Source organism: Cryptosporangium arvum DSM 44712 (assembly GCF_000585375.1).
Taxonomy (GTDB): Bacteria; Actinomycetota; Actinomycetes; order Mycobacteriales; family Cryptosporangiaceae; genus Cryptosporangium; species Cryptosporangium arvum.
In genome coordinates, this window is record NZ_KK073874.1 from 8098441 (window position 1) to 8121468 (window position 23028).

At 69.4% G+C, this 23028-nt stretch carries 15 protein-coding genes and 1 pseudogene; 5 read left to right on the forward strand and 11 right to left on the reverse strand.

Features of this window, described 5'->3' with window-relative positions:
- Positions 1-20: 20 nt before the first annotated feature.
- From fusA to rpoB, 7 genes are all read right to left on the reverse strand, one after another.
- On the reverse strand, positions 21-2120 hold the full coding sequence (fusA, locus tag CRYAR_RS36985) for an elongation factor G (RefSeq protein WP_035857830.1): 2100 nt from the start codon (positions 2118-2120) through the stop codon (positions 21-23).
- Positions 2121-2156: 36 nt separating this feature from the next.
- Positions 2157-2627: a 30S ribosomal protein S7 gene (gene rpsG, locus CRYAR_RS36990; RefSeq protein ID WP_035857831.1), complete on the reverse strand. Its 471-nt coding sequence runs from the start codon at positions 2625-2627 to the stop codon at positions 2157-2159.
- A gap of 1 nt (position 2628) precedes the next feature.
- Entirely contained in the window at positions 2629-3003 is a 375-nt protein-coding gene (rpsL, locus tag CRYAR_RS36995) for a 30S ribosomal protein S12 (RefSeq protein WP_035857832.1), read from the reverse strand.
- 493 nt (positions 3004-3496) lie between these two features.
- Complete coding sequence (locus CRYAR_RS44135; protein ID WP_051571426.1) at positions 3497-4681, reverse strand: DUF4190 domain-containing protein; 1185 nt, start codon at positions 4679-4681, stop codon at positions 3497-3499.
- 54 nt (positions 4682-4735) lie between these two features.
- On the reverse strand, positions 4736-5218 hold the full coding sequence (locus tag CRYAR_RS37005; RefSeq protein ID WP_211247820.1) for a hypothetical protein: 483 nt from the start codon (positions 5216-5218) through the stop codon (positions 4736-4738).
- A 121-nt stretch (positions 5219-5339) separates the two neighbouring features.
- The gene (locus CRYAR_RS37010) at positions 5340-9236 is read right to left on the reverse strand and encodes a DNA-directed RNA polymerase subunit beta' (RefSeq protein ID WP_035857833.1); all 3897 of its coding nucleotides are present in this window, start codon (positions 9234-9236) and stop codon (positions 5340-5342) included.
- Positions 9237-9338: 102 nt separating this feature from the next.
- Positions 9339-12770 (reverse strand): DNA-directed RNA polymerase subunit beta, encoded by a 3432-nt coding sequence (gene rpoB, locus CRYAR_RS37015; protein ID WP_035857834.1) that lies wholly within the window; start codon positions 12768-12770, stop codon positions 9339-9341.
- A gap of 778 nt (positions 12771-13548) precedes the next feature.
- On the opposite strand from rpoB, the pseudogene CRYAR_RS51380 reads away from it, so the two are divergent.
- A pseudogene (locus CRYAR_RS51380) lies at positions 13549-13716 on the forward strand (PRC-barrel domain-containing protein); the annotation flags it as partial.
- A 696-nt stretch (positions 13717-14412) separates the two neighbouring features.
- Here CRYAR_RS51380 and CRYAR_RS49940 read toward each other — a convergent pair.
- The 3 genes from CRYAR_RS49940 to CRYAR_RS49950 form a co-directional block, all read right to left on the reverse strand.
- The gene (locus CRYAR_RS49940; RefSeq protein WP_051571428.1) at positions 14413-14745 is read right to left on the reverse strand and encodes a hypothetical protein; all 333 of its coding nucleotides are present in this window, start codon (positions 14743-14745) and stop codon (positions 14413-14415) included.
- 378 nt (positions 14746-15123) lie between these two features.
- Positions 15124-15378, reverse strand: coding sequence for a hypothetical protein (locus CRYAR_RS49945; RefSeq protein WP_035857835.1), 255 nt, complete (start codon positions 15376-15378; stop codon positions 15124-15126).
- 680 nt (positions 15379-16058) lie between these two features.
- Positions 16059-16550, reverse strand: a complete 492-nt coding sequence (locus CRYAR_RS49950; protein ID WP_245620754.1) for a hypothetical protein — start codon at positions 16548-16550, stop codon at positions 16059-16061.
- Between the two features lie 401 nt (positions 16551-16951).
- On the opposite strand from CRYAR_RS49950, the gene CRYAR_RS37035 reads away from it, so the two are divergent.
- The 4 genes from CRYAR_RS37035 (at position 16952) to gmd (ending at position 21217) form a co-directional block, all read left to right on the forward strand.
- Positions 16952-17659, forward strand: coding sequence for a phosphocholine cytidylyltransferase family protein (locus tag CRYAR_RS37035; protein WP_035857837.1), 708 nt, complete (start codon positions 16952-16954; stop codon positions 17657-17659).
- A gap of 515 nt (positions 17660-18174) precedes the next feature.
- A complete protein-coding gene (locus CRYAR_RS49245; RefSeq protein WP_051571429.1) occupies positions 18175-18876 on the forward strand; it encodes a CDP-alcohol phosphatidyltransferase family protein in 702 nt (233 codons plus the stop codon).
- Between the two features lie 21 nt (positions 18877-18897).
- A complete protein-coding gene (locus CRYAR_RS37045) occupies positions 18898-20169 on the forward strand; it encodes an MATE family efflux transporter (protein WP_035857838.1) in 1272 nt (423 codons plus the stop codon).
- A 40-nt stretch (positions 20170-20209) separates the two neighbouring features.
- A complete protein-coding gene (gene gmd / locus CRYAR_RS37050) occupies positions 20210-21217 on the forward strand; it encodes a GDP-mannose 4,6-dehydratase (RefSeq protein ID WP_245620584.1) in 1008 nt (335 codons plus the stop codon).
- 77 nt (positions 21218-21294) lie between these two features.
- Here gmd and CRYAR_RS37055 read toward each other — a convergent pair whose 3' ends face one another.
- Positions 21295-22971, reverse strand: a complete 1677-nt coding sequence (locus CRYAR_RS37055) for an O-antigen ligase family protein (protein ID WP_035857840.1) — start codon at positions 22969-22971, stop codon at positions 21295-21297.
- Positions 22972-23028: the final 57 nt, after the last annotated feature.

Genomic DNA, 23028 nt, shown 5'->3' on the forward strand with positions numbered 1-23028 from the left:
ATCGCTGTTCCGCCGGCGAATTACTCGCCGGTGGCCTTCGCGATGATCTCCTTCGCGACGTTCGTGGGAACCTCGGCGTAGGAGTCGAACTGCATGGAGTAGCTCGCCCGGCCCTGGGTCTTCGACCGGAGGTCTCCGACGTAGCCGAACATCTCGGAGAGCGGAACCAGGGCCCGAACAACGCGGGCACCGCCACGCTCTTCCATTGCCTGGATCTGGCCGCGCCGCGAGTTGAGGTCGCCGATCACGTCGCCCATGTTCTCCTCGGGCGTGGTGACCTCGACCGCCATCATCGGCTCGAGCAGCGCCGGGTCGGCCTTGCGGGCCGCCTCCTTCAGCGCCATCGAACCGGCGATCTTGAAGGCCATCTCCGAAGAGTCGACCTCGTGGTACTGACCGTCGACAAGCGTGAACTTGATGCCGACGAGCGGGTACCCGGCCAGAACGCCGTACTGCATGGCGTCCTGGGCGCCGGCGTCGACCGAGGGGATGTACTCCCTCGGCACCCGACCACCGGTGACCTTGTTGTCGAACTCGTAGGTCGGCGCGTCGCCGTCCTGCGGGATCGGGTCCAGGTTGATCTTCACCTTCGCGAACTGACCTGAACCACCGGTCTGCTTCTTGTGGGTGAAGTCGTAGCCCTCGACCGAGCGACGGATCGTCTCGCGGTAGGCCACCTGCGGCTTGCCGACGTTGGCCTCGACGTTGAACTCGCGCCGCATGCGGTCGACGAGCACCTCGAGGTGCAGCTCGCCCATGCCGCCGATGACCGTCTGACCGGTCTCTTCGTCGTTGTGGACCTTGAACGTCGGGTCTTCCTGCGCGAGCTTCTGGATCGCGGTGCCCAGCTTTTCCTGGTCAGCCTTGGTCTTCGGCTCGATCGCGACCTCGATGACCGGGTCCGGGAACGTCATCGACTCGAGGATGATCGGGTTCGCCGGGTCGCTCAGCGTGTCACCAGTGGTGGTCTGCTTGAGGCCCTGCACCGCGACGATGTCGCCGGCGCCGACGCTCGGCAGCTCCTCACGCTTGATCGCGTGCATCTGGTAGATCTTCCCGACCCGCTCCTTGCGGTCCTTGGTCGAGTTGATCACCTGGGTGCCCGCGTCCAGCCGACCGGAGTAGATCCGGAGGTAGGTCAGCGTGCCGAGGTGCTTGTCGGACTGGATCTTGAACGCCAGGGCGCTGAAGGGCTCCTTGTCGTCCGAGTGCCGGGCGGCCGGGGTCTCGCCGTCCATCTTCGTCCCGTCGATCGACGGGAGGTCGAGCGGGCTCGGCAGGAAGTCGACGACCGCGTCGAGCATGGGCTGGACGCCCTTGTTCTTGAACGCGGAACCGCAGACGACCGGGTTGACCTTGTCGGCCAGCGTGGCGCGACGGATCGCGGCCTTCAGCGTCTCGACCGAGATCTCTTCGCCCTCGAGGTAGGCCTCGGCGATCGAGTCGTCGACGTCGGACATCGTCTCGAGGAGCTTCTCGCGCCACTCGTTGGCCTGGTCGACCAGGTCGGCGGGGATCTCCTCGACGGCGTAGTCCTCGCCCTTCTGGGTCTCGCCGCGCCAGGTCAGCGCGCGCATACCCACCAGGTCGACGACACCGATGTGGTCGCCCTCGAGCCCGATCGGGATCTGCAGGACGGCCGGGGTGGAGTTCAGCCGGTCGATCATCATCTGGACGCAGCGGAAGAAGTCCGCGCCCGTGCGGTCGAGCTTGTTGACGAAGCACATCCGCGGGACGTGGTACTTGTCCGCCTGGCGCCAGACGTTCTCGGTCTGCGGCTCGACGCCGGCAACACCGTCGTAGACCGCCACCGCACCGTCGAGCACTCGCAGCGACCGCTCCACCTCGACCGTGAAGTCGACGTGGCCCGGCGTGTCGATGATGTTGATCCGGTGGTCGTGCCAGTAGCAGGTCGTCGCGGCGGACGTGATCGTGATGCCGCGCTCCTGCTCCTGCTCCATCCAGTCCATGGTGGCTGCGCCATCGTGGACTTCACCGATCTTGTAGTTGATACCGGTGTAGAACAGGATCCGCTCGGTCGTGGTGGTCTTGCCCGCGTCGATGTGGGCCATGATCCCGATGTTGCGGACCTTGGCCAGGGCGGCGTTGTTGCCAGCCATCAATCTTGCCTTTCAGCTTCGAGTGCGGGACGCGGATTACCAGCGGTAGTGCGCGAAGGCCTTGTTCGACTCGGCCATCTTGTGCGTGTCCTCGCGGCGCTTGACGCTCGCGCCGAGACCGTTGCTCGCGTCCATAAGTTCGTTCATGAGGCGCTCGGTCATGGTCTTCTCACGACGGGCGCGGCTGTACTGGATCAGCCAGCGCAGCGCGAGCGTGGTGCTACGACCGGGCCGAACCTCGACCGGGACCTGGTAGGTGGCGCCACCGACACGGCGGCTGCGCACCTCGAGGGCCGGCTTCACGTTGTCGAGCGCGCGCTTCAGCGTGACGACCGGGTCGTTGCCGGTCTTCTCGCGGGCGCCCTCGAGAGCCCCGTAGACAATGCGCTCCGCGACCGACCGCTTCCCGCTCAACAGGACCTTGTTGATCAGCTGAGTGACGAGCGGCGAGTTGTACACGGGGTCGATGACCACCGCGTGCTTCGGAGCGGGACCCTTGCGGGGCATATCAGCTCTTCTCCTTCTTCGCGCCGTATCGGCTGCGGGCCTGCTTGCGGTTGCGGACACCCTGGGTGTCCAGCGAGCCGCGGATGATCTTGTAGCGGACGCCGGGCAGGTCCTTCACACGACCGCCGCGGACCAGAACGATCGAGTGCTCCTGGAGGTTGTGTCCAACGCCAGGGATGTAGGCGGTGACCTCGACGCCACTGCTCAACTTGACACGCGCCACCTTCCGCAGAGCCGAGTTCGGCTTCTTGGGCGTGGTGGTGTAAACACGCGTGCACACGCCACGGCGCTGCGGGCTGCCCTTGAGCGCAGGAGTCTTGGTCTTTTCGACCTTGTCCTGCCGGCCCTTGCGGACCAACTGCTGGATCGTGGGCACCGGGTCTCCGCTTTCTTCTCGACTAATGTCCTCGTGTTGAGCCAGATGTCCGGCTCCTCCGACCCCCGCGGTCGGGCGTGTCGCGCCGGCCGCAGGCCCAGAGTCTGCGAGCAGACCCCAGGGGAGGCCGTGCTCCCGGTAGCGGGCGCACGTGCATGCCCAGGCGATACCTAGGCACGAAAAGCAAGACTACCTACGGCCCGACCACAGGTCAAAACGACTACCGCTACCGCTCTTGCCGCGGCCTAGTAGTGCGTGTTACCGCCGGTTCTGTCTCTGCTCCACCGAGTTCTCGGCGAACCGACGACCCGACGTTCCTGAGGCTCCGCCCGCCCCGCGACTCTCACCGCGGGTAGGCACCGCTCGTAACGGTACCTCGCCGTTCCCCGAACGGCCACATCCGGCCATCGGCCGAAGGTATGCCGGCCGGGAACGGAACGGCCCGGCTCCACTCGTTCGGGGAGCCGGGCCGTGTGTCCGGACGGTTAACGCGTCACGGGCTGGTGCTGCTCGCGAAGATCACGATGTTCACGATCGCGAAGATGATCGCCAGCCCGATGCCGACGCCTCCGCCGATCAGGCCGATCATCGTCTGCTGCTTGCCGCCGAGCACACCGCCGGAGGCAGCGATCTTCTTGTTGGCCATGATGCCGGTCGCGATCGCGACGCCGCCGGCGATGATCGGCAGGAACGCGCCGAAGATGCCACCGCAGCAGGCCAGCAGCGACGCGACCCCGGACACGATGCCCGCGATCATCGAGACCAGCGCGAGCTGCTCCTTCTGCGGCTGCGCCGGCCCACCGAAACCGCCGGCCGGGGGGTAGCCGGAGGCGGGGTAGCCCGGAGCGCCGTAGCCGGAGGTCGGCTTGTCGGCACCGTAGCCGTAGCCCGAGGTGGGCGCGGCGGGGTTGTTCGGGTCGTAGCCGTAGCCCGAGGTGGGCGCGGCGGGGTTGTTCGGGTCGTAGCCGTAGCCCGAGGTGGGCGCGGCCGGGTTGTTCGGGTCGTAGCCGTACGCGGGCTGGGCCCCGTACCCGGAGGTCGGGTTGGCTCCGTAGCCCGACGTCGGCGCGGCGCCGTAGCCCGAGGTGGGAGCGGCGGGACCGGGACCGTAGCCCGACGTGGGAGCCGCACCGTAGCCCGAGGTGGGGGCGGCGGGGCCGGGACCGTAGCCGGAGGTGGGGTTGTTCGGGTCGTAGCCGGAGCCCTGGTCGGCGCCGGCGCCCCACGGCGAGCCGAAGCCCGACGTCGGCGCGGACGGCGGCTGCCCGTAGGACGGCGGCTCGTACGACGGCGGGTTGCCGTACTGGCCGTGGGTCGGCGGAGTCCCGTACGGGTCGTTGCTCGGCGGCGTTCCGTAGGGGTCGTTCGTCGGCGTGCTGCCGTACTGGCCCGCCGGCGTGCCGTAAGGGTCGGCCGGAGCGCCGTACTGCCCGGCCGGAGCGCCGTACTCCCCGCCGGGGGTGCCGTACTGCGACGGCGGTGGCGTCGCCGGCTGACCGTACGGGCTGTCGGGCGCCTGCCCGTAGTCGGGCGTGCTGAAGTTCGGGGTCTGCGGGGTTCCGGACGGATTGTTGTAGTCGGGGAAACTGAAACCGCTCGGCGGCTCCTCCCCAGGGCGACCCGGGCGATCCCGCGGGTCGTAGGGCTGGGCCGGCTCAGAGCCAGGTCGGTCGGTCATCTCTCTCCTCGTTGAACGCGGTCGCGTACTCCTACCGCGCTTACCGCTGCACCGTCAGTTGACGTTCTCGTCGTAGTGCGGCCCGTCCCCCACGGACCCGATCAGCAGCCCGACCACGACCACGACGATCACGATCGCGCTCACCGCCACCGCGATCCAGCTCAGGATCTCCCCGGCGCGCAGCGCCTTCCCCCCGGTGAGAAATCCCGCTGCGGCGGCGATCTCGGTGCGGGCCGGACGCACGAGGGCGAGGCCCGCCAGACCCGGCACCAGCCCTCCCCCGCAGAACATCAGCAGCACTCCGACGACGCCGAGCGTGAGAACCGCCCACGCTTTGCTGGACGGCGCCTCGTCGGGATCGGCCGGGTGCCGCTCGCCGGGAACCCGGAGATCACCGGGGACCTGCGGTACCGGCGGCGGAGCGGCGACGGCGTTCGGCGAGGCGAGAACCTCCGGCACCGCCGGGGTGGCGAGACCGATCTCGGCCGGAGCCTGACCGGGAGCGGGCCGCGCCCACGGCGACGTGCGCTCGCTCATCGTCACCTCCCACCGAGCATGAACACCGGAAACTGCATCGTGCCATCATCCCCCGACATTCCGGGAACACGGGCGCGGGCCGCCCGGGAAACCCGAGCGGCCCGCGGTGTTACGGCTGCGATCAGCGGTTGAACGACCCGTAGTCGAAGTCGTCGAGCGGAACGGCCTGGCCGGAGCCGGTGCCGAACCCGCCGTACTCGACGTCGTCGTACGGCGTCATCGAGTACACCTGAGCCCGCGCTTCCTCGGTGGGCTCCACCCGGATGTTGCGGTACCGGGAGATGCCGGTACCGGCCGGGATCAGCTTTCCGATGATCACGTTCTCCTTGAGACCGATCAGCGAGTCGCTGCGCGCGTTGATCGCCGCGTCGGTGAGTACCCGGGTGGTCTCCTGGAAGGAGGCCGCCGAGAGCCACGACTCGGTCGCCAGCGACGCCTTCGTGATACCCATCAGGATCGGACGACCCGAAGCCGGCTCGCCGCCCTCGGCCACCACCCGACGGTTCTCGTTCTCGAACATCGGCCGCTCGATCGGGGCACCGGGCAGGAACTCGGTGGCACCCGAGTCGATGATGATCACCCGGCGGAGCATCTGCCGGACGATGATCTCGACGTGCTTGTCGTGAATCGGCTGGCCCTGCGACCGGTACACGTTCTGCACCTCGTTGACCAGGTGCAGCTGCACGGCACGCGGGCCCATGATGCGCAGCACCTCGTGCGGGTCGACCACACCGTCGGTGAGCTGCTGGCCCACCGTGACGTGCTCGCCGTCGGCCACCCGCATGCGCACGCGCCGCGAGAGCTTGTCGTAGGCGATCTCCTCCGACCCGTCGTCCGGGACGATGACGATCTTCCGCGACTTCTCGGTCTCCTCGATCCGGATCCGACCGGCCATCTCGGCGATCGGAGCCTTGCCCTTGGGGACCCGGGCCTCGAACAGCTCGACCACACGCGGCAGACCCTGCGTGATGTCGTCACCGGCCACACCACCGGTGTGGAAGGTACGCATCGTCAGCTGGGTACCGGGCTCACCGATCGACTGGGCGGCGATGATGCCGACCGCCTCGCCGACGTCGACGAGCTTGCCGGTCGCGAGCGAGCGCCCGTAGCAGTACGCGCACACACCCATCGCCGACTCGCAGGTCAGCACCGAGCGGACCTTGACGTCCTGGACGCCGGCCTTGACCAGCGCGTCGATGAGCACGTCACCCAGGTCGGAGCCGCCGGGGGCGACCACGACACCGTCGGGGCTCTTCGCGTCGGTCGCGAGCGTCCGCGCGTAGGAGTTGGTCTCGACGTGCTGGTGCTTGGTCAGCGTGCCGTCGGCGCCCTGGGTCGCGATCGGGACCATGACACCACGCTCGGTGCCGCAGTTCTCCTCGCGGATGATCACGTCCTGCGAGACGTCCACCAGACGACGGGTCAGGTAACCCGAGTCGGCGGTACGCAGGGCGGTGTCGGCCAGACCCTTACGGGCACCGTGGGTGGAGATGAAGTACTCCAGCACCGACAGGCCCTCGCGGAACGAGGACTTGATCGGACGCGGGATCGTCTCACCCTTGGGGTTGGCGACCAGACCACGGATACCGGCGATCTGCCGGACCTGGATCATGTTTCCTCGGGCACCCGAGTTGACCATCATCCAGATCGGGTTCGTCTCCGGGAAGTTCGCCTCCATGGCCTTGGCGACCTCGTTCGTCGCCTTGGTCCAGATCTCGATGAGCTCCTGACGGCGCTCTTCCCCGGTGATCACACCGCGCTGGTACTGCTTCTCGATCTTGTCGGCGTCCTTCTCGTACCGGTCGAGGATCTCCGGCTTGGTCGGCGGCGTCACGACGTCGTCGATCGAGATGGTGACACCGGCCCGGGTGGCCCACCGGAAGCCGTACGCCTTGAGGGCGTCGAGCGTCGCGGCGACCTGCACCTTCGGGTAGCGCTCGGCGAGGTCGTTGACGATCGCCGAGAGCTGCGGCTTGCGCACCTCGTAGTTGACGAAGCGGTAGTCGGTCGGGAGCGTCTCGTTGAAGAACACCCGGCCGAGCGTCGTCTCGACGAGCAGCGGCGAGCCCGGCTCCCAGTCCTCCGGCGCCGTCCACGGCTCCTTGCCGGGGCCGTTGTCGACCGTCGGCGCACCGTCGATGCGGATCCGGACCGGGGTCTGCAGGTTGAGCTCGCCCAGGTCGTACGCCATCACGGCCTCGGCGTCGGAACCGAAGACCCGGCCCTCGCCGACGCGACCCTCGCGGACCGCGGTGAGGTGGTAGAGACCCAGCACCATGTCCTGCGTGGGCGACGTGATCGGGCGACCCGACGCCGGCGACAGGATGTTGTTGCTCGAGAGCATCAGCACCCGGGCCTCGGCCTGGGCCTCGGCCGACAGCGGCAGGTGCACCGCCATCTGGTCACCGTCGAAGTCCGCGTTGAACGCGGTGCAGACGAGCGGGTGGATCTGGATGGCCTTACCTTCGACCAGCTGGGGCTCGAAGGCCTGGATGCCCAGACGGTGCAGGGTGGGTGCGCGGTTGAGCAGCACCGGGTGCTCGGAGATGACCTCTTCGAGCACGTCCCAGACGACCGGGCGCGCACGCTCGACCATCCGCTTGGCCGACTTGATGTTCTGCGCGTGGTTCAGGTCGACCAGACGCTTCATCACGAACGGCTTGAACAGCTCGAGCGCCATGTAGCGCGGCAGGCCGCACTGGTGCAGCTTGAGCTGCGGGCCGACGACGATGACCGAACGGCCGGAGTAGTCGACGCGCTTGCCGAGCAGGTTCTGGCGGAACCGGCCCTGCTTGCCCTTGAGCATGTCCGACAGCGACTTCAGCGGGCGGTTACCCGGGCCGGTGACCGGCCGGCCGCGGCGGCCGTTGTCGAACAGTGCGTCGACGGCCTCCTGCAGCATCCGCTTCTCGTTGTTGACGATGATCTCCGGCGCACCCAGGTCGAGCAGGCGCTTGAGCCGGTTGTTCCGGTTGATCACCCGGCGGTACAGGTCGTTCAGGTCGCTGGTGGCGAAGCGGCCACCGTCGAGCTGGACCATCGGCCGCAGGTCCGGCGGGATCACCGGAACGCAGTCGAGCACCATGCCCATGGGCGAGTTACGGGTGTTCAGGAACGCCGCGACGACCTTGAGCCGCTTGAGCGCCCGGATCTTCTTCTGGCCCTTGCCCGATCGGATGGTCTCGCGCAGGCTCTCCGCCTCGGCGTCCAGGTCGAAGCCTTCGAGCAGCTTCTGCAGCGCCTCGGCGCCCATGCCGCCGACGAAGTACTCGCCGAACCGGTCACGCAGCTCACGGAAGAGGAGCTCGTCCGGGATCAGTTGCTTGACCTCGAGCTTGCGGAACGTGTCGAGGACCTCGTCGAGACGGTCGATCTCCCGCTGCGCACGGTCGCGCAGCTGGCGCATCTCGCGCTCGCCGCCCTCCTTGACCTTGCGGCGGACGTCGCTCTTCGCGCCCTCGGCCTCGAGCTCGGCCAGGTCGCCTTCGAGCTTCTTGGCGCGCGCGTCGATGTCGGCGTCACGGCGCTCCTCGACGCGACGACGCTCGACGGCGATCTCCGCCTCGATCGTCGACATGTCGCGGTGACGGGCCTCGGTGTCGACCTGAGTGATCAGGTAGGCCGCGAAGTAGATGATCTTCTCGAGGTCCTTGGGGGCCAGGTCGAGCAGGTAGCCCAACCGGCTCGGGACGCCCTTGAAGTACCAGATGTGGGTGACCGGAGCGGCCAGCTCGATGTGGCCCATCCGCTCACGGCGCACCTTGGCCCGGGTCACCTCGACGCCGCAGCGCTCACAGATGATGCCCTTGAACCGGACGCGCTTGTACTTACCGCAGTAGCACTCCCAGTCCCGGGTGGGGCCGAAGATCTTCTCGCAGAAGAGCCCGTCCTTTTCCGGCTTCAGGGTGCGGTAGTTGATGGTCTCCGGCTTCTTCACCTCGCCGTGCGACCACTGCCGGATGTCGTCGGCCGTCGCGAGGCCAATACGCAGCTCGTCAAAGAAGTTGACGTCAAGCACGTGTTTCAGTCCCTCTTCTAGAGGTTCGTTACTGCCTTTGGGTGTAGCTGTTGACCCTCGTTACGAGCCGGCGGCGGCTGCTGTCGCCGCCGGCCCGGAACCTCACACCTCTTCGACGCTGCTCGGCTCGCGACGAGACAGGTCGATGCCCAGCTCTTCCGCGGCCCGGAAGACTTCGTCGTCCGAGTCACGCATCTCCAGTGCCACACCGTCGCTCGAGAGCACCTCGACGTTCAGGCAGAGCGACTGGAGTTCCTTCAGCAGAACCTTGAACGACTCCGGAATGCCCGGCTCCGGGATGTTCTCGCCCTTGACGATGGCCTCGTAGACCTTCACGCGGCCGAGCACGTCGTCGGACTTGATCGTGAGCAGTTCCTGCAGCGCGTAGGCCGCGCCGTAGGCCTGCATCGCCCAGCACTCCATCTCACCGAAGCGCTGGCCACCGAACTGCGCCTTACCACCCAGCGGCTGCTGCGTGATCATCGAGTACGGGCCGGTCGACCGGGCGTGGATCTTGTCGTCGACCAGGTGGAGCAGCTTCAGGATGTAGATGTAGCCGACGCTCACCGGCTCCGGGAACGGCTCGCCGGAGCGGCCGTCGAACAGCCGCGCCTTACCACCGGCGTTGACCATCCGGTCGCCGTCGCGGTTCGGGATCGTCGAGGCGAGCAGCCCCGTGATCTCGTGCTCGCGGGCACCGTCGAACACCGGGGTCGCGGTGTTGACGTTCGGCTCGGCCTCGTCGGCGCCGATGCGCTTCAGTTCCTTCATCCACGGCTCGTCGCCGTCGACCTTCCAGCCCTGGGAGGCGATCCACCCGAGGTGGGTCTCCAGGACCTGGCCGAGGTTCATACGTCCGGGGACACCGAGCGGGTTGAGCACGATGTCGACGGGCGTGCCGTCCTCGAGGAACGGCATGTCCTCGGCCGGGAGGATCTTCGAGATGACGCCCTTGTTGCCGTGACGGCCGGCGAGCTTGTCACCGTCCTGGATCTTCCGCTTCTGGGCGACGTACACCCGGACCAGCTCGTTCACGCCCGGCGAGAGCTCGGCGCCCTCGTCCCGGCTGAACACGCTGACGCCGATGACCTTGCCGGACTCGCCGTGCGGCACCTTGAGCGAGGTGTCGCGGACCTCGCGCGCCTTCTCACCGAAGATCGCGCGGAGCAGACGCTCCTCCGGGGTCAGCTCGGTCTCGCCCTTGGGGGTGACCTTGCCGACCAGGATGTCGCCGGTGGTGACGTCGGCACCGATCCGGACGATGCCCCGCTCGTCGAGGTCGGCCAGGACCTCCTCGGAGACGTTCGGGATGTCCCGGGTGATCTCCTCGGCGCCGAGCTTCGTGTCGCGGGCGTCGACCTCGTGCTCCTCGATGTGGATCGAGGTGAGGACGTCGTCCTGAACCAGACGCTGGCTCAGGATGATGGCGTCCTCGTAGTTGTGGCCCTCCCACGGCATGAACGCGACGAGCAGGTTCTTGCCGAGCGCCATCTCGCCTTCGTCGGTGCAGGGACCGTCGGCGATGACGCCGCCCTTCTCGATCCGCTGCCCCTCCTCGACCAGCGGGCGCTGGTTGATGGCGGTGCCCTGGTTCGAACGGCGGAACTTGTGCAGCAGGTACGTGCGGCGGGTGCCGTCGTCGTGCATCAGCGTGACGTAGTCCGCGCAGACGTCCTCGACCACACCGGCCTGCTCGGCCAGCACGACGTCACCGGCGTCCTGCGCGGCGCGCGCCTCCATACCGGTGCCGACCAGCGGCGACTCGCTACGGAGCAGCGGCACGGCCTGACGCTGCATGTTCGCGCCCATGAGCGCGCGGTTGGCGTCGTCGTGCTCGAGGAACGGGATCATCGCGGTCGCGACCGAGACCATCTGCCGCGGCGACACGTCCATGTAGTCGACCTCGGTGCCGGGCACGTAGTCGATCTCACCGCCCTTACGGCGGACCAGGACGCGGTCTTCCGTGAAGCGGCCGGAGGCGTCGAGGATGGCGTTGGCCTGGGCCTTGACGTACCGGTCCTCCTCGTCCGCGGTCAGGTAGTCGATCTGCGACGTCACGACGCCGTTGTCGACCTTGCGGTACGGGGTCTCGATGAAGCCGAACGGGTTGACCCGCGCGAACGTCGAGAGCGCACCGATCAGACCGATGTTCGGGCCTTCCGGGGTCTCGATCGGACACATCCGGCCGTAGTGGCTGGGGTGCACGTCGCGGACCTCGAAGCCGGCACGCTCACGGGACAGACCACCGGGGCCCAGCGCCGAGAGCCGGCGCCGGTGGGTGAGGCCACCCAGCGGGTTGGTCTGGTCCATGAACTGCGACAGCTGGCTGGTGCCGAAGAACTCCTTGATGGAGGCGACGACCGGCCGGATGTTGATGAGCGTCTGCGGCGTGATGGCCTCGACGTCCTGGGTGGTCATGCGCTCGCGCACGACCCGCTCCATGCGGGAGAGGCCGACGCGGACCTGGTTCTGGATCAGCTCGCCGACCGTGCGCAGGCGCCGGTTGCCGAAGTGGTCGATGTCGTCGGGCTCGTAGCCCTCCTCGGCCACGTGCAGCTTCACCAGGTAGTCGATCGTCGCGACGATGTCTTCCTCGGTGAGCACGCCGGTCGTGATCGGGACCTCGACCTCGAGCTTCTTGTTCACCTTGTAGCGACCGACCTTGGCCAGGTCGTACCGCTTCGGGTTGAAGAAGAGGTTGTCCAGCAGCGTCTGGGCGTTCTCGCGCGTCGGCGGCTCGCCCGGGCGCAGCTTGCGGTAGATGTCGAGCAGCGCCTCGTCCTGAGTCTGGACGTGGTCCTTCTCGAGCGTCGCTAGGACGATCTCCGAGTGCGCGAAGCGCTCGCGGATCCGCTCCGGGGTCCAGCCCAGCGCCTTCAGCAGGACCGTGACGGCCTGCCGGCGCTTACGGTCGATCCGGACGCCGATCGTGTCGCGCTTGTCGACGTCGAACTCCAGCCAGGCGCCCCGGCTCGGGATCACCTTGACGTTCGTGACGTCCTTGTCGGAGGTCTTGTCGGGCTGCCGGTCGAAGTACACGCCCGGCGAACGCACGAGCTGCGAGACGACGACGCGCTCGGTGCCGTTGATGATGAACGTGCCCTTGGGCGTCATCATCGGGAAATCACCCATGAACACCGTCTGGCTCTTGATCTCACCAGTGGTGTTGTTCGTGAACTCCGCCGTCACGAACAGCGGGGCGCAGTAAGTGAGGTCCTTCTCCTTGCACTCCTCGATCGAGGCCTTGACCTCTTCGAAGCGAGGGTTGGAGAAGGACAGGGACATCGACCCCGAGAAGTCCTCGATCGGGGAGATCTCCGTCAGAATTTCATCCAGACCGGCGACCGACGACGGGTCGCCAGTGACCCGGGACCGCCAGGCGTCGTTGCCGACCAACCAGTCGAACGAGTCCGTCTGGAGTGCCAGCAGGTTCGGCACCTCGAGCTGTTCGGCGATCTTCCCGAACGAGATGCGTTGTGGCTTGCCGGCGGCGGTACGGGGAGGAGTGTTTGTGCCGGGGCGGGAGACTGCCAAGATGCGTCCTTCCGAGGACCTGCGGATCCGAACGGTCGTCGTGCGCGCACTCCTATCGACCCCCAGCAAACTGGAGGTGCGAAAGGCAGAAGGCAGCGCAAACTAGCAGTGTAGCCGCAAGGCACACTACTGTCGAATCCCCAGGCAGGCGGCTTGACACCCCGTACGTCAACCACCTCGAACCCAACTCCCGGTTGAACCGTGTTCCCCGCAGACTGCGTCTGCTGAAACATCGGGGGGACGACGGGAGCCGGCCCGACCACGCGCCCTGCCGGGCACCTCGGCAGAACGAAATTACCGGGCTCGAATTACAAGCCCGTACTTCAGGTACTCGATCACGCACAGCCACCGAGCATGTGCACTAGCTGCGCGCTACGAGAAGAGCGTGCCTGTGTGGGTCCGCCACGTCAAGAGGCGCGCCCCAGGTGGGGCGATACCTCACTGGATGAACCCCGCCCTGGCCAGGTGGAGGATGAGCAGGAGGGACACCACGAGTCATGCGCGAATCCCGGGTCACGAGTGGGTGATGCACCACTTCGCCACGGTTGTGACGGTAGTGACTGGGGATGACTCCTGACTCACTGTGTCCCTCGCGCGAACCATGAGGGCTCGATGAGCGTTTCACCTCACACCAGGCACACGGATTGGACTTTCCGAGGATGGGTACCTTGTCCGGCTGGACGCGAGTCCCCGTTCGAATCCTTCCGGCGCCGAGCGGCGACTGACGAAGACCGCGGAGGCAAGGACTGTGTTGACCCAGGAGCATGCGCAGGCCCTTGTGCATGCGACGGCCTATGACGCCACAGGTAGCAAACTCGGCAAAATCGGCCAGGTCTACCTCGACAACCGGACGCAGGCCCCGGAGTGGGTCACGGTGCACACCGGGCTCTTCGGCACCAAGGAGTCGTTCGTCCCGGTGCGGGACGCGGAGCTCGACGGCGACCGGCTGCAGCTGCCGTTCGAGAAGCACCTCGTGAAGAACGCACCCGACCTCGACCCGGCCGGCCCGTTCGGCGCGCTGCTGCCGGAGCAGGAGCTGGAGCTCTACCAGCACTACGGGGTGCGGCCGCCGGCTCTTCCGAAGGTGTCGGACGCCATCGACGAGGACACCGGGCGGTTCAGCTCGTTCGGCGGAGCTACCGCGCTCGACGGCCTGGCCGACGACACGCCGCACGGCGAGCAGGCACCGGCCCGCCCGGCGCGGCCCGATCTGCCGCCGGACGATCCGTTCGGAGATCCGTACGGTCCGTACGACGAGGATCCGGATGATGTGGGACGGGGGTCGGTCGGCTCGTTGGGGGTTCCCGAGGGCGGTGAGCCGTTCCGGGAGGAGCCGTTCCGGGAGGGGCCGTTCCGGCGCCGGGAGGATTCCTTTGGCGCCCAGGGTGGGGGTGACGATCCGCTCCGTGACCGTTCCGGGCGGGGGGACGCGGAGGGTCCGTTCGGCGACCGTGGCGAGCAGGAGAATCCCTTCGGCGGGCGGTCAGAGCCGCCGTTCCGCGAGCGGCCGGAGCGCGATGATCCTTTCCGCAGCCGGGGTGAACGTGAGGACCCTTTCAGTAACCGGCCGGAGCACGAGGACCCTCTCCGTAGCCGGGGCGAACGCGAGGACCCTTCCCGTGGCCGTGGTGAGCGCGACGGATTAGAACGCGAACCGGCGGACCGTGACGGGCCTTACCGGGAGCGGACCGAGCGGGACCGGCCCGAGCTGGGGCGGACCGAGCTGAGGCGGAGCGAGCTGGGGCGGACCGAGCGCGACCGGACCGAGCGCGACCGGACCGAGCGCGACCGGACCGAGCGCGACCGGACCGAGCGCGACCGGACCGAGCGCGACCGGACCGAGCGCGACCGGACCGAGCGGGACCGGACCGAGCGGGACCGGACCGAGCGGGACCGGACCGAGCGGGACGAGACCGGGCGGGACGGGCCCCGCCGCGAGTGGGCTGATCGGGACGAGCCGTATCGGCGGCCACATAACGACGGGCCGGACACCGGTGGCTTCGGGGGTGGCACGCCCAATGCACCGCGCGCCGAGGCTTCGAGCGCGCCCACATCACCGGCGCCGCGGTGGGAGGCGCCCACCGAGCAGCAGCGGGATTCCACGACTCGGGAGTCCGCACCGCACGCGACCCCGAGACCGTTCGGCGCGCCGTCCACGGAGTCGTCGGATCGCCGCGCCGCCCCTGAGCCGTCGGAGTTCCGCCCGTCACCGACGCTGTCCAGCTTCCGTCCGCCCACCCCCGCACCCCGACCCACGCCGGTCCCGGACCACCGCCCGGAACCACCGTCACGCCCCGAGCAGCCACGCTCCGACCGGCCAGCCCCGGACGAGACGCGGCCCGACCAGATGCGCTTACGCGGGCCCGAGCAGGCGCGACCTGACCAGGCGGAACCCGACCAGGCGCGGTTCGGCGGCCCCCACTCCGAGCAGCGCCGCTCCGAGCAGCCCCGCTCCGAGCAGCCCCGCTCCGAGCAGCCCCGCTCCGAGCAGCGCCCCTCGGACCTCTCCGGCGCCGAGCAGCCGCGCCCCCAGGCGCGACCCGACCAGGCGCGCCTCGACCAGGCGCGACCCGACCAGAGGCGTCCCGACCGGGCGGATATTGACCATGCGCGTTCCGGTGGGCCGCGATCCGATCCGCCGGGCTTCGGAGGGAGCCGCTCCGACCGGGAGCGCTCCGACCGTGCGGGTTTCGACCAAGGTCGCTCTGAGCCGGCGCGTCCCGACGGGCCCGGACGTGAGCAGGCGCCTTCGGAGAGGTCTCGCTCCGAGCAGTGGCGTTCCGAGCGAGCCCCGACTTCCGGGGCGGGCGGCGGGCGGCCGGGTGCTCCGCGGCCCGACGGAGCTCGTCCGGACGACGGACAGTCGGACGGGCCCTACCCTCCCGGCCCCGTCTCGCTGGATTTCCGGCCGACGACTCTGCACATGCCTCCGCGGCCCGTGGACGCTCCCTCCGAGCCGCTTCCGCCGGTAGCACCCGTTTCACCGGCGGGCACCTCCTGGCCGGCCCGCCAGGTCTGGCCAACCACTCCCACCGGCCGAGCGGCACCCCCGCCAGCCGCACCGATGCCAGCCGCAGCGGTGCCACCCGCAGCGGTGCCACCCGCGCCGATGCCACCCGCACCGATGCCAGCCGCACCGATGCACAACGCAGCCGGAGCCGCAGCCGGGGCCGGGGCCGGGGCCGGGGCCGGGGCCGGGGCCGGGGCCGGGGCCGGGGCCGCCGAGCCGATGCCCGCCACGCCGATGTCCACCACAGCGAAGCCCGCCGCAGGTCAACCCACCGCAGGTCAGCCCGCCGCAGGTCGGCCCGCTCCCAGCAGGCCCGACCCAACCGCTCCCGCCGCCGACAAGCCCGTCTCAGCCACGCCCGCCGCAGGCAGGGCCGGCTTGTTCACACCCCCTGTCGCCACGCCCGGCTCAGCCACGCCCGGCTCAGCCAGACCCGACTCAGCCACACCCCCCGCCGGCACGCCCAGCGCGGCGACCCCACTCACCGGCAGGTCCGGCTCGGCGACCTCCAGTGCCGGCAGGTCCGGCTCGGCGACCTTCAGTGCCGGCAAGCCGGGGTCGGCCACCTCCAGTGCCGGCGAACCCGGCTCCGCCGAGAACGACTCCGCCGCACCCATCGCACGCAAGCCCGCACCGACCAGGCCCGCTGCGCCATCCGACCGGGATCCTGCCGGAACCCGACCGGCCAACTCCCCCACTACGAACCCCACCAATTTGTCGTCCTCGGCAACAAAAGCGCCATCACCGGCAAAACCCCAGGCCAACACCACCAAAAACCCCTCGGAGCAAGCCACGAACCCCAACGAGAACGCCCCGGTCGAAGACCCGAACGACACCGACGCCGACACCGTTCGGCCGGCCAACGTCTTCGCTCAGCGCGCCGGCGAGAGCTCACCCTTCCCGGCAGCGACGACGAGCCCTCTCGTCCCGCTCACCCCGGCCTCCACGGCCGAACGTGGGCCGTCCGATCACGTGGGACGCCACCGTCGACGGGGCTGAGGAAGACCGACGTTCCCGCGTGCACCGCGCGGGAACTCGGGATGATCACTACCTGTCGGCACGGTGACCACCGGGTATCCACAGCCTGGCTTCCGACCGGAAGTGGATCGATCCCGGGACGCTATTCTCCCCGCGGGAGTAGCGGAGAGATGAACGAGGAGTTGATGGCTTGATGGCGCCGCAGGTGGTGATCCTCGCGGCCGGGCTGGGCACGCGGCTCGGACGACCGCACCCCAAGACCTTGACTCCGTTGCGCGACGGCAAGAGCATCCTGCGGCACCAGCTAGACCGGATCGAGGCCGCGTTCGGTGGTGAGGCTCGGGTCACCATCGTCGTCGGCTTCAAGATGAACCTCATCATGGAGGCCGCGCCCGAGGCGCTGTTCGTCTACAACGAGGTCTACGACCAGACGAACACCAGCAAGAGCCTGCTCAAGGCGCTGCGGCTCTCCGCGCCGGGCGGCGTGCTGTGGCTCAACGGTGACGTCGTGTTCGTCGACGGGCTCCTGGAGGCCGTGGCTGAGCAGGTCGCGGCCGGGCCGAGCTTTATCTGCGTGAACACCGAGTCGGTGGCCGACGAGGAGGTCAAGTACACCCTCGACGGCGACGGGTTCGTCAAGGACCTCTCCAAGCAGGTCCGCGAGGGTGCGCTGGGAGAGGCCATCGGCATCAACTACGTCGCCGCCGACGACAAGGCCACGCTCATCGAGCACCTGGACGCGGCCGACGACCAGGACTACTTCGAGCGCGGCGTCGAGACCTCGATCGCCGACGCCGGTAGCCGGTTCCGAGCCGTCGACATCTCCCGCTTCGGCGTGGTGGAGGTCGACTTCGACGCCGACCTCGCCCGCGCCAACGAACTGGACGTCGAGACCCGATGACTTCGCCGACTTCCCCGGCCACCGCACCCACGAACGCCACCCCCACAGACACCGCCGCCGCGGCCACCCCCACCGCGGCCACCAACGCCGCCACCACCAACGCCGCCACCACCACCAACGCCACCACCAACGCCACCACCACCAGTGCCGCCACCACCAACGCCGCCGCCACCAACGCCGCAGCCATCAATGCCGCGGCCACCCCACCGGGCACGCACCCCACAGTCACACCACCGAGCACAACCCCCACGGCCACGGCACCGAACGTTGATCCTGCGGCCACGCCCCCCGGCACGAATCCCGCGGCCACACCCCCCGGCACAAAAACCGCGGCCAACCCACCAGCCACAAACCCCACCGCCCCAGACACAGATCCCGCGGCCTCAGACACAGCTCTCGCGCCCCCGCACACAGCTTCCGCGCCCCCGCACACAGCTTCCGCGCCCCCGCACACAGCTCCCACACCCCCGGCCCCGCTACCGCGCCCGAGTACACCGCCGACCGCGGCCGACTTCTTGGCCCGCCACCGCGGCGGAGGGCTGTTCACCGAGACCGTGAACCAGCGCGTCGGCTCCTACCTGGCCGTCGCCGCCCACCGGCTGCGGCTGGCGCCGTCCGCGCTCACGCTCATCAACCTCGTCCTCGGCCTCGCCGCCTCGGTCGCGGTCGTGATGCTCGCGCCGGCGGCCGCCCGTGGCGACGTGCCGGCCTGGGCCCTGGGACTCGGCGCCCTGTTGCTCTGGCAGCTCGCGTACAGCCTCGACTGCTCCGACGGGCAGCTGGCCCGGGTGACGGGCATGGCCGGTCCGGCCGGCGCCCGGGTCGACATCCTGTGCGACGTGGCGGTGCAGATCTCGCTCGTCGCGGCGATCTCGGCCACCGCGCTGGCGCACGCGCCGGAGACGCCGATCTGGTTGGTCGCGGTGTTCGCGGGCACCTGGATGATCAACCTCGTCACGTCGGTGCTGGCCTCGTCGAACACCGCGTCGGCGAGCCTGATGACGTCCACCTCCCTGCCCGTGCGCGTCGTCAAACTGGTGCGCGACTACGGTGCAGTCGTGACCGTGTGCGGGGTGGTGATCGCGTTCGTGCCCGGCTTGACGCCGTGGCTGATGGCCGCTTTCACCGCGGTGAACGGGTTGTTCCTGCTCGCCAGCATCGGCCAGTCCGCACGCAAGGCCGGCCTGGTCGCGCCGCCGCACCACCCCGAAGCCTGACGACCCGAAACCTGACGAACCGTGAAGAAGCTGCGGGGCAACGCCGCTGCCGGCCTCGCCGACCAGCTGGTCAGCGCCGGGGCGAACGCGGCGACCGGCCTGCTCGTCCTGCCGTTCCTCGGCCCGGCGCGGGCCGGGCCGGTGCTGTTCGCGATCGGCGTCGGCTTCTTCGTGATCGGTGTCGCCCGGGCGCTCGTCGGCGACGTGTTGCTCACCTACTCCGCCCGGTACGGCGACGCCGATCGGGCCCGGCAGGCCGCTGACGCCACCAAGACGGCGGTGGCGTTCGGGCTGGCCGCCTCGCTGGTGGTCGTGCTCGCGTGGGCGGTCGGCCCCGGGTTCTTCCGCGAGCTGATCTGGCTGGCGCCGTTCCTGCCGTTCGTGCTCGTCCACGACGCCGGGCGGTACTACTTCCTCGCCGAGCGGAACCCGGCCCGTGCGCTCGTCGCCGACCTGACCTACGTCGGCGTGCAGGCGGTGGTTCTGGTCGTTCTGCTCGGGCTCGGCCACCTCGACGGTGCGGTGTTCCTGTGCGCGTGGGGCCTCGGCGGCATCGCGGGGTCGGCGTCGTTCCTGCTCCGCACCCGGATCAGCCCGTGGAGAGGCGACCTGCGGGGGTGGATCCGGGAGACCCGGCACCTGTCCGGATGGCTGACGCTCACCGCGCTGCTCGGTCAGGCCCAGGTGCAGTTCGTCTCCACGCTCGTCAGCGGCCTGCTGACACCGTCCGCGTTCTCGTTGCTGCGTGCCGCCCAGTACGGGCTGCTGATGCCCGCACAGAACCTGCAGATGGCCGTCTCGAGCCTGCTGACGCCGCGGATGTCGCGGCTCGCCGGTGCCGGTGACGCGGCCGGGATCAGCCGGCTGCTCCGGAAGGCACTCCTCGCGACCGCGCTGTGCGGGCTGGTGCCGGTCGCGATCTCCCCGCTCGCCGGGCCGGTGCTCGACGCGATCCTGCCGCAGTACGCGCAGGCGAGCACGATCGCGCTCCCGGTGGCGATCCAGGCCCTGATCTACCTCGTGCAGGTGCCGTTCACCGCGGCGCTGCGCGGGATGCAGCGCGTCCGCAGCCTGTTCGTGCAGTACGTCGTGTTCGTCGCGGCGCAGGCGGTCGCGTTGGTCGTCGGCACGCTGGCCTACGACCTGCGTGGGGCGGCGTGGGGCATGCTGGTCGGCTCGGCGATCGGCTTCGTGGCGATGATCGTGCTCTACCGCGACGCGCACCGCCGGCTCGAACCCGCGGAAATCCCGCCCGCCGACGACGCCCGTACGATGAGCCCCGACCCCCGATGACAGAAATGGAAGATACGTGACCGACCCGACCCCCAGGCGTGTGGCATTCGTTACCGGCATCACCGGGCAGGACGGTTCGTACCTGGCCGAGTTGCTGCTCGCGAAGGGTTACGAGGTCCACGGCATCATCCGCCGCGCGTCGATGTTCAACACCGAGCGGCTCGACGCGATCTACCAGGACCCGCACGAGGCGCACCGCCGGTTGTTCCTGCACTACGGCGACGTCACCGACGCCAGTGGGCTGGTCAACTCGATCCGCGACATCCAGCCGACCGAGGTGTACAACCTGGCGGCGCAGAGCCACGTGCGGGTGAGCTTCGACATCCCGGAGTACACCGGCGACACCACGGGGCTGGGCACCGCGCGGCTGCTCGAAGCGATCCGGGCGGCCAAGATCGAGACGCGCTTCTACCAGGCGTCCACGTCCGAGCTGTACGGCTCGACGCCGCCCCCGCAGAACGAGCAGACGCCGTTCCACCCGCGCAGCCCGTACGGCGTCGCGAAGATGTACTCGTACTGGTTGACGGTGAACTACCGCGAGTCGTACGGGATGTACGCCACCAACGGCATCCTGTTCAACCACGAGTCCCCGCGCCGCGGCGAGACGTTCGTGACGCGCAAGATCACCCGGGCGGTGGCCCGGATCGCCAAGGGGCTGCAGGAAGACCTGTTCCTCGGCAACCTCGACGCGGTACGCGACTGGGGCTACGCCCCGGAGTACGTCGAGGGCATGTGGCGGATCCTGCAGCAGGACGAGCCCGACGACTTCGTGCTGGCCACCGGCGTGCCGGCCACCGTGCGCGACTTCGTCGATGCGGCGTTCTCGCACGCCGGGCTCGACTGGGAGAAGTACGTCAAGCACGACTCGCGGTACGAGCGCCCGGCCGAGGTCGACGCGCTGATCGGTGACCCGGGCAAGGCCGAACGGCAGCTCGGGTGGAAAGCGAGCACCGATTGGCGTCGGCTCGCCCAGATCATGGTGGACGCCGACATCCAGCAGCTCGACGACCAGCTCTCCGGCCGCTCCGTCCGCCTGGACGACCGCTGAGCTGACCCGAGCACCCCAGCCCGACGACGAAGGCCGCGCCCCCGGGGGAGCGCGGCCTTCGTGGTGTCAGACGCCGCTCAGCGGCCGGCGGAAGCGCCGGCCTGCCCGGGCACCGGCTCCCGGGGCGCCGCCGGCGCCGGCGCGTCGACCGGAGCGGACCCCGGCGACGACGACGCGGGCGCGACCGGAGGGACCGCCGGGGAGGCCGGCCTAGCCGCGGCCTCCGATGGAGCCGTGGGACGCCGATCAGTGCCCTGCGCGGCCGAGCCGAACGCGATCCAGGCCTCGGCCGCGAGCAGGAAGATCCAGAACGTGCCGCCGACGCCGCCGAGCAGCCAGTCGGCCCAGGGGATCGTGGCCAGCGACGCCACGACCGTGATCGTGAACCATGCCGGCGCCCCCCGCCGAAGCCCGCGCCACAGCAGCAACCCGAGCCCGAACAGGAACGCGACGCACCCGAGGACGCCCGCGCGACGCAGCGCGCCGATCGCCGAGTTGTCGGTGGTGAGCTCCGGCCGCTCCCCCACCGGGCCGGTGTCGTCCCGGACCACCGCACCGCGCGGGTCGGAGTTGTTGCCGAACAGCTTCGCGACCACGGAGTCGGTGTCGAACTCGTCGATCACCTGCTTCCAGGTGTCGAACCGGCCGCTGGTGTAGTCCTTCACCTCGGTCGCGGTGCTCGGCGTCGTCACCGTGTTGTCGTAGCGGCTCTGGAAGAGCGAGGACACCCCGCCCATCCCGATGAACACCATGCCGACGAGCACGATCGGCACGACCGCGGCCACCACGGCCTCGCGGAACGAGGAGCGCTCCGGCAGCCCGTCGTCGGGCACCACCGCGCCACGGCGCGCCCACCATTGCTTACGGGCCAGCACCAGCAGGTGCACGCCGGCCGCGCAGACCAGGAACAGCCAGGCCGTCCGCGAGTTCGTGAGCAGGATGACCAGCCCGGTGACGCCCATCACCGCCCACCGCTGCCAGCGGGCGAACGACCGGTCGGGCGCGATCCGCAACGTGACGAGTACGCCGATCAACGCGAGCGAGTTCGGGTGGTACAGCAGGCCGGGGCCGCCCCAGAACCGACCGGTCATCGCCGATCCCCAGGGCCCGTCGGGCACCGCGTGGGCGTCGTCGAGGAGGTTGCCCGAGCCGACCAGGAACAGCGCGGCGATCGCGAACAGGAACGCGGTGACGACGCCGATCGACGGGTCACGCCCGGTGCGCCGCAGCGCCACCAGGATGCCGAGCGCGGCGACTGCCGACACCCCGAAGTACGCGACGCGCTGGCCGGCGATCGAGACGTTGGCGGTCAGCAGGGCCGAGATGATGCCCAGCGGCCAGTACGCCAGGCCGAGCCACGACGCACCGAGGCGCGGGAGCCGGACCGCGTCCCGGACCCAGGGGAACGTCCACGCGATCAGCAGCAGCGCGCCGATCACGTAGACCGACCAGGTGACCTCGCGTGTGGTGGTCCAGGTCCACGACATGATGCCGCTGAACACCACGAATCCGCCGACGGCCAGGCCCGACCAGGTGACTCCGCGCAGCGTCAGCGCCAACCCGGCGACGGTCACCGCGAGGGCGGCTCCGACCGCGGCGCGCGTACCGTTCGCGGCGTTGTTCTGGGCGGCTTCGAGCAGCCAGGCGATCGCGACGATCACCGCGCCGATCGTCGCGAAGCGGGTGTGGCGGCTCGTCCATCGATCGGGATCGAGCACCGGAAAGGCGGGGCTGACGCGCTGCTGGTTCACCACGGCTGTGCTGAATCCTCCGGGTCGCTGTGCGTACGTGTACTGCTGAACGGCAGCGCC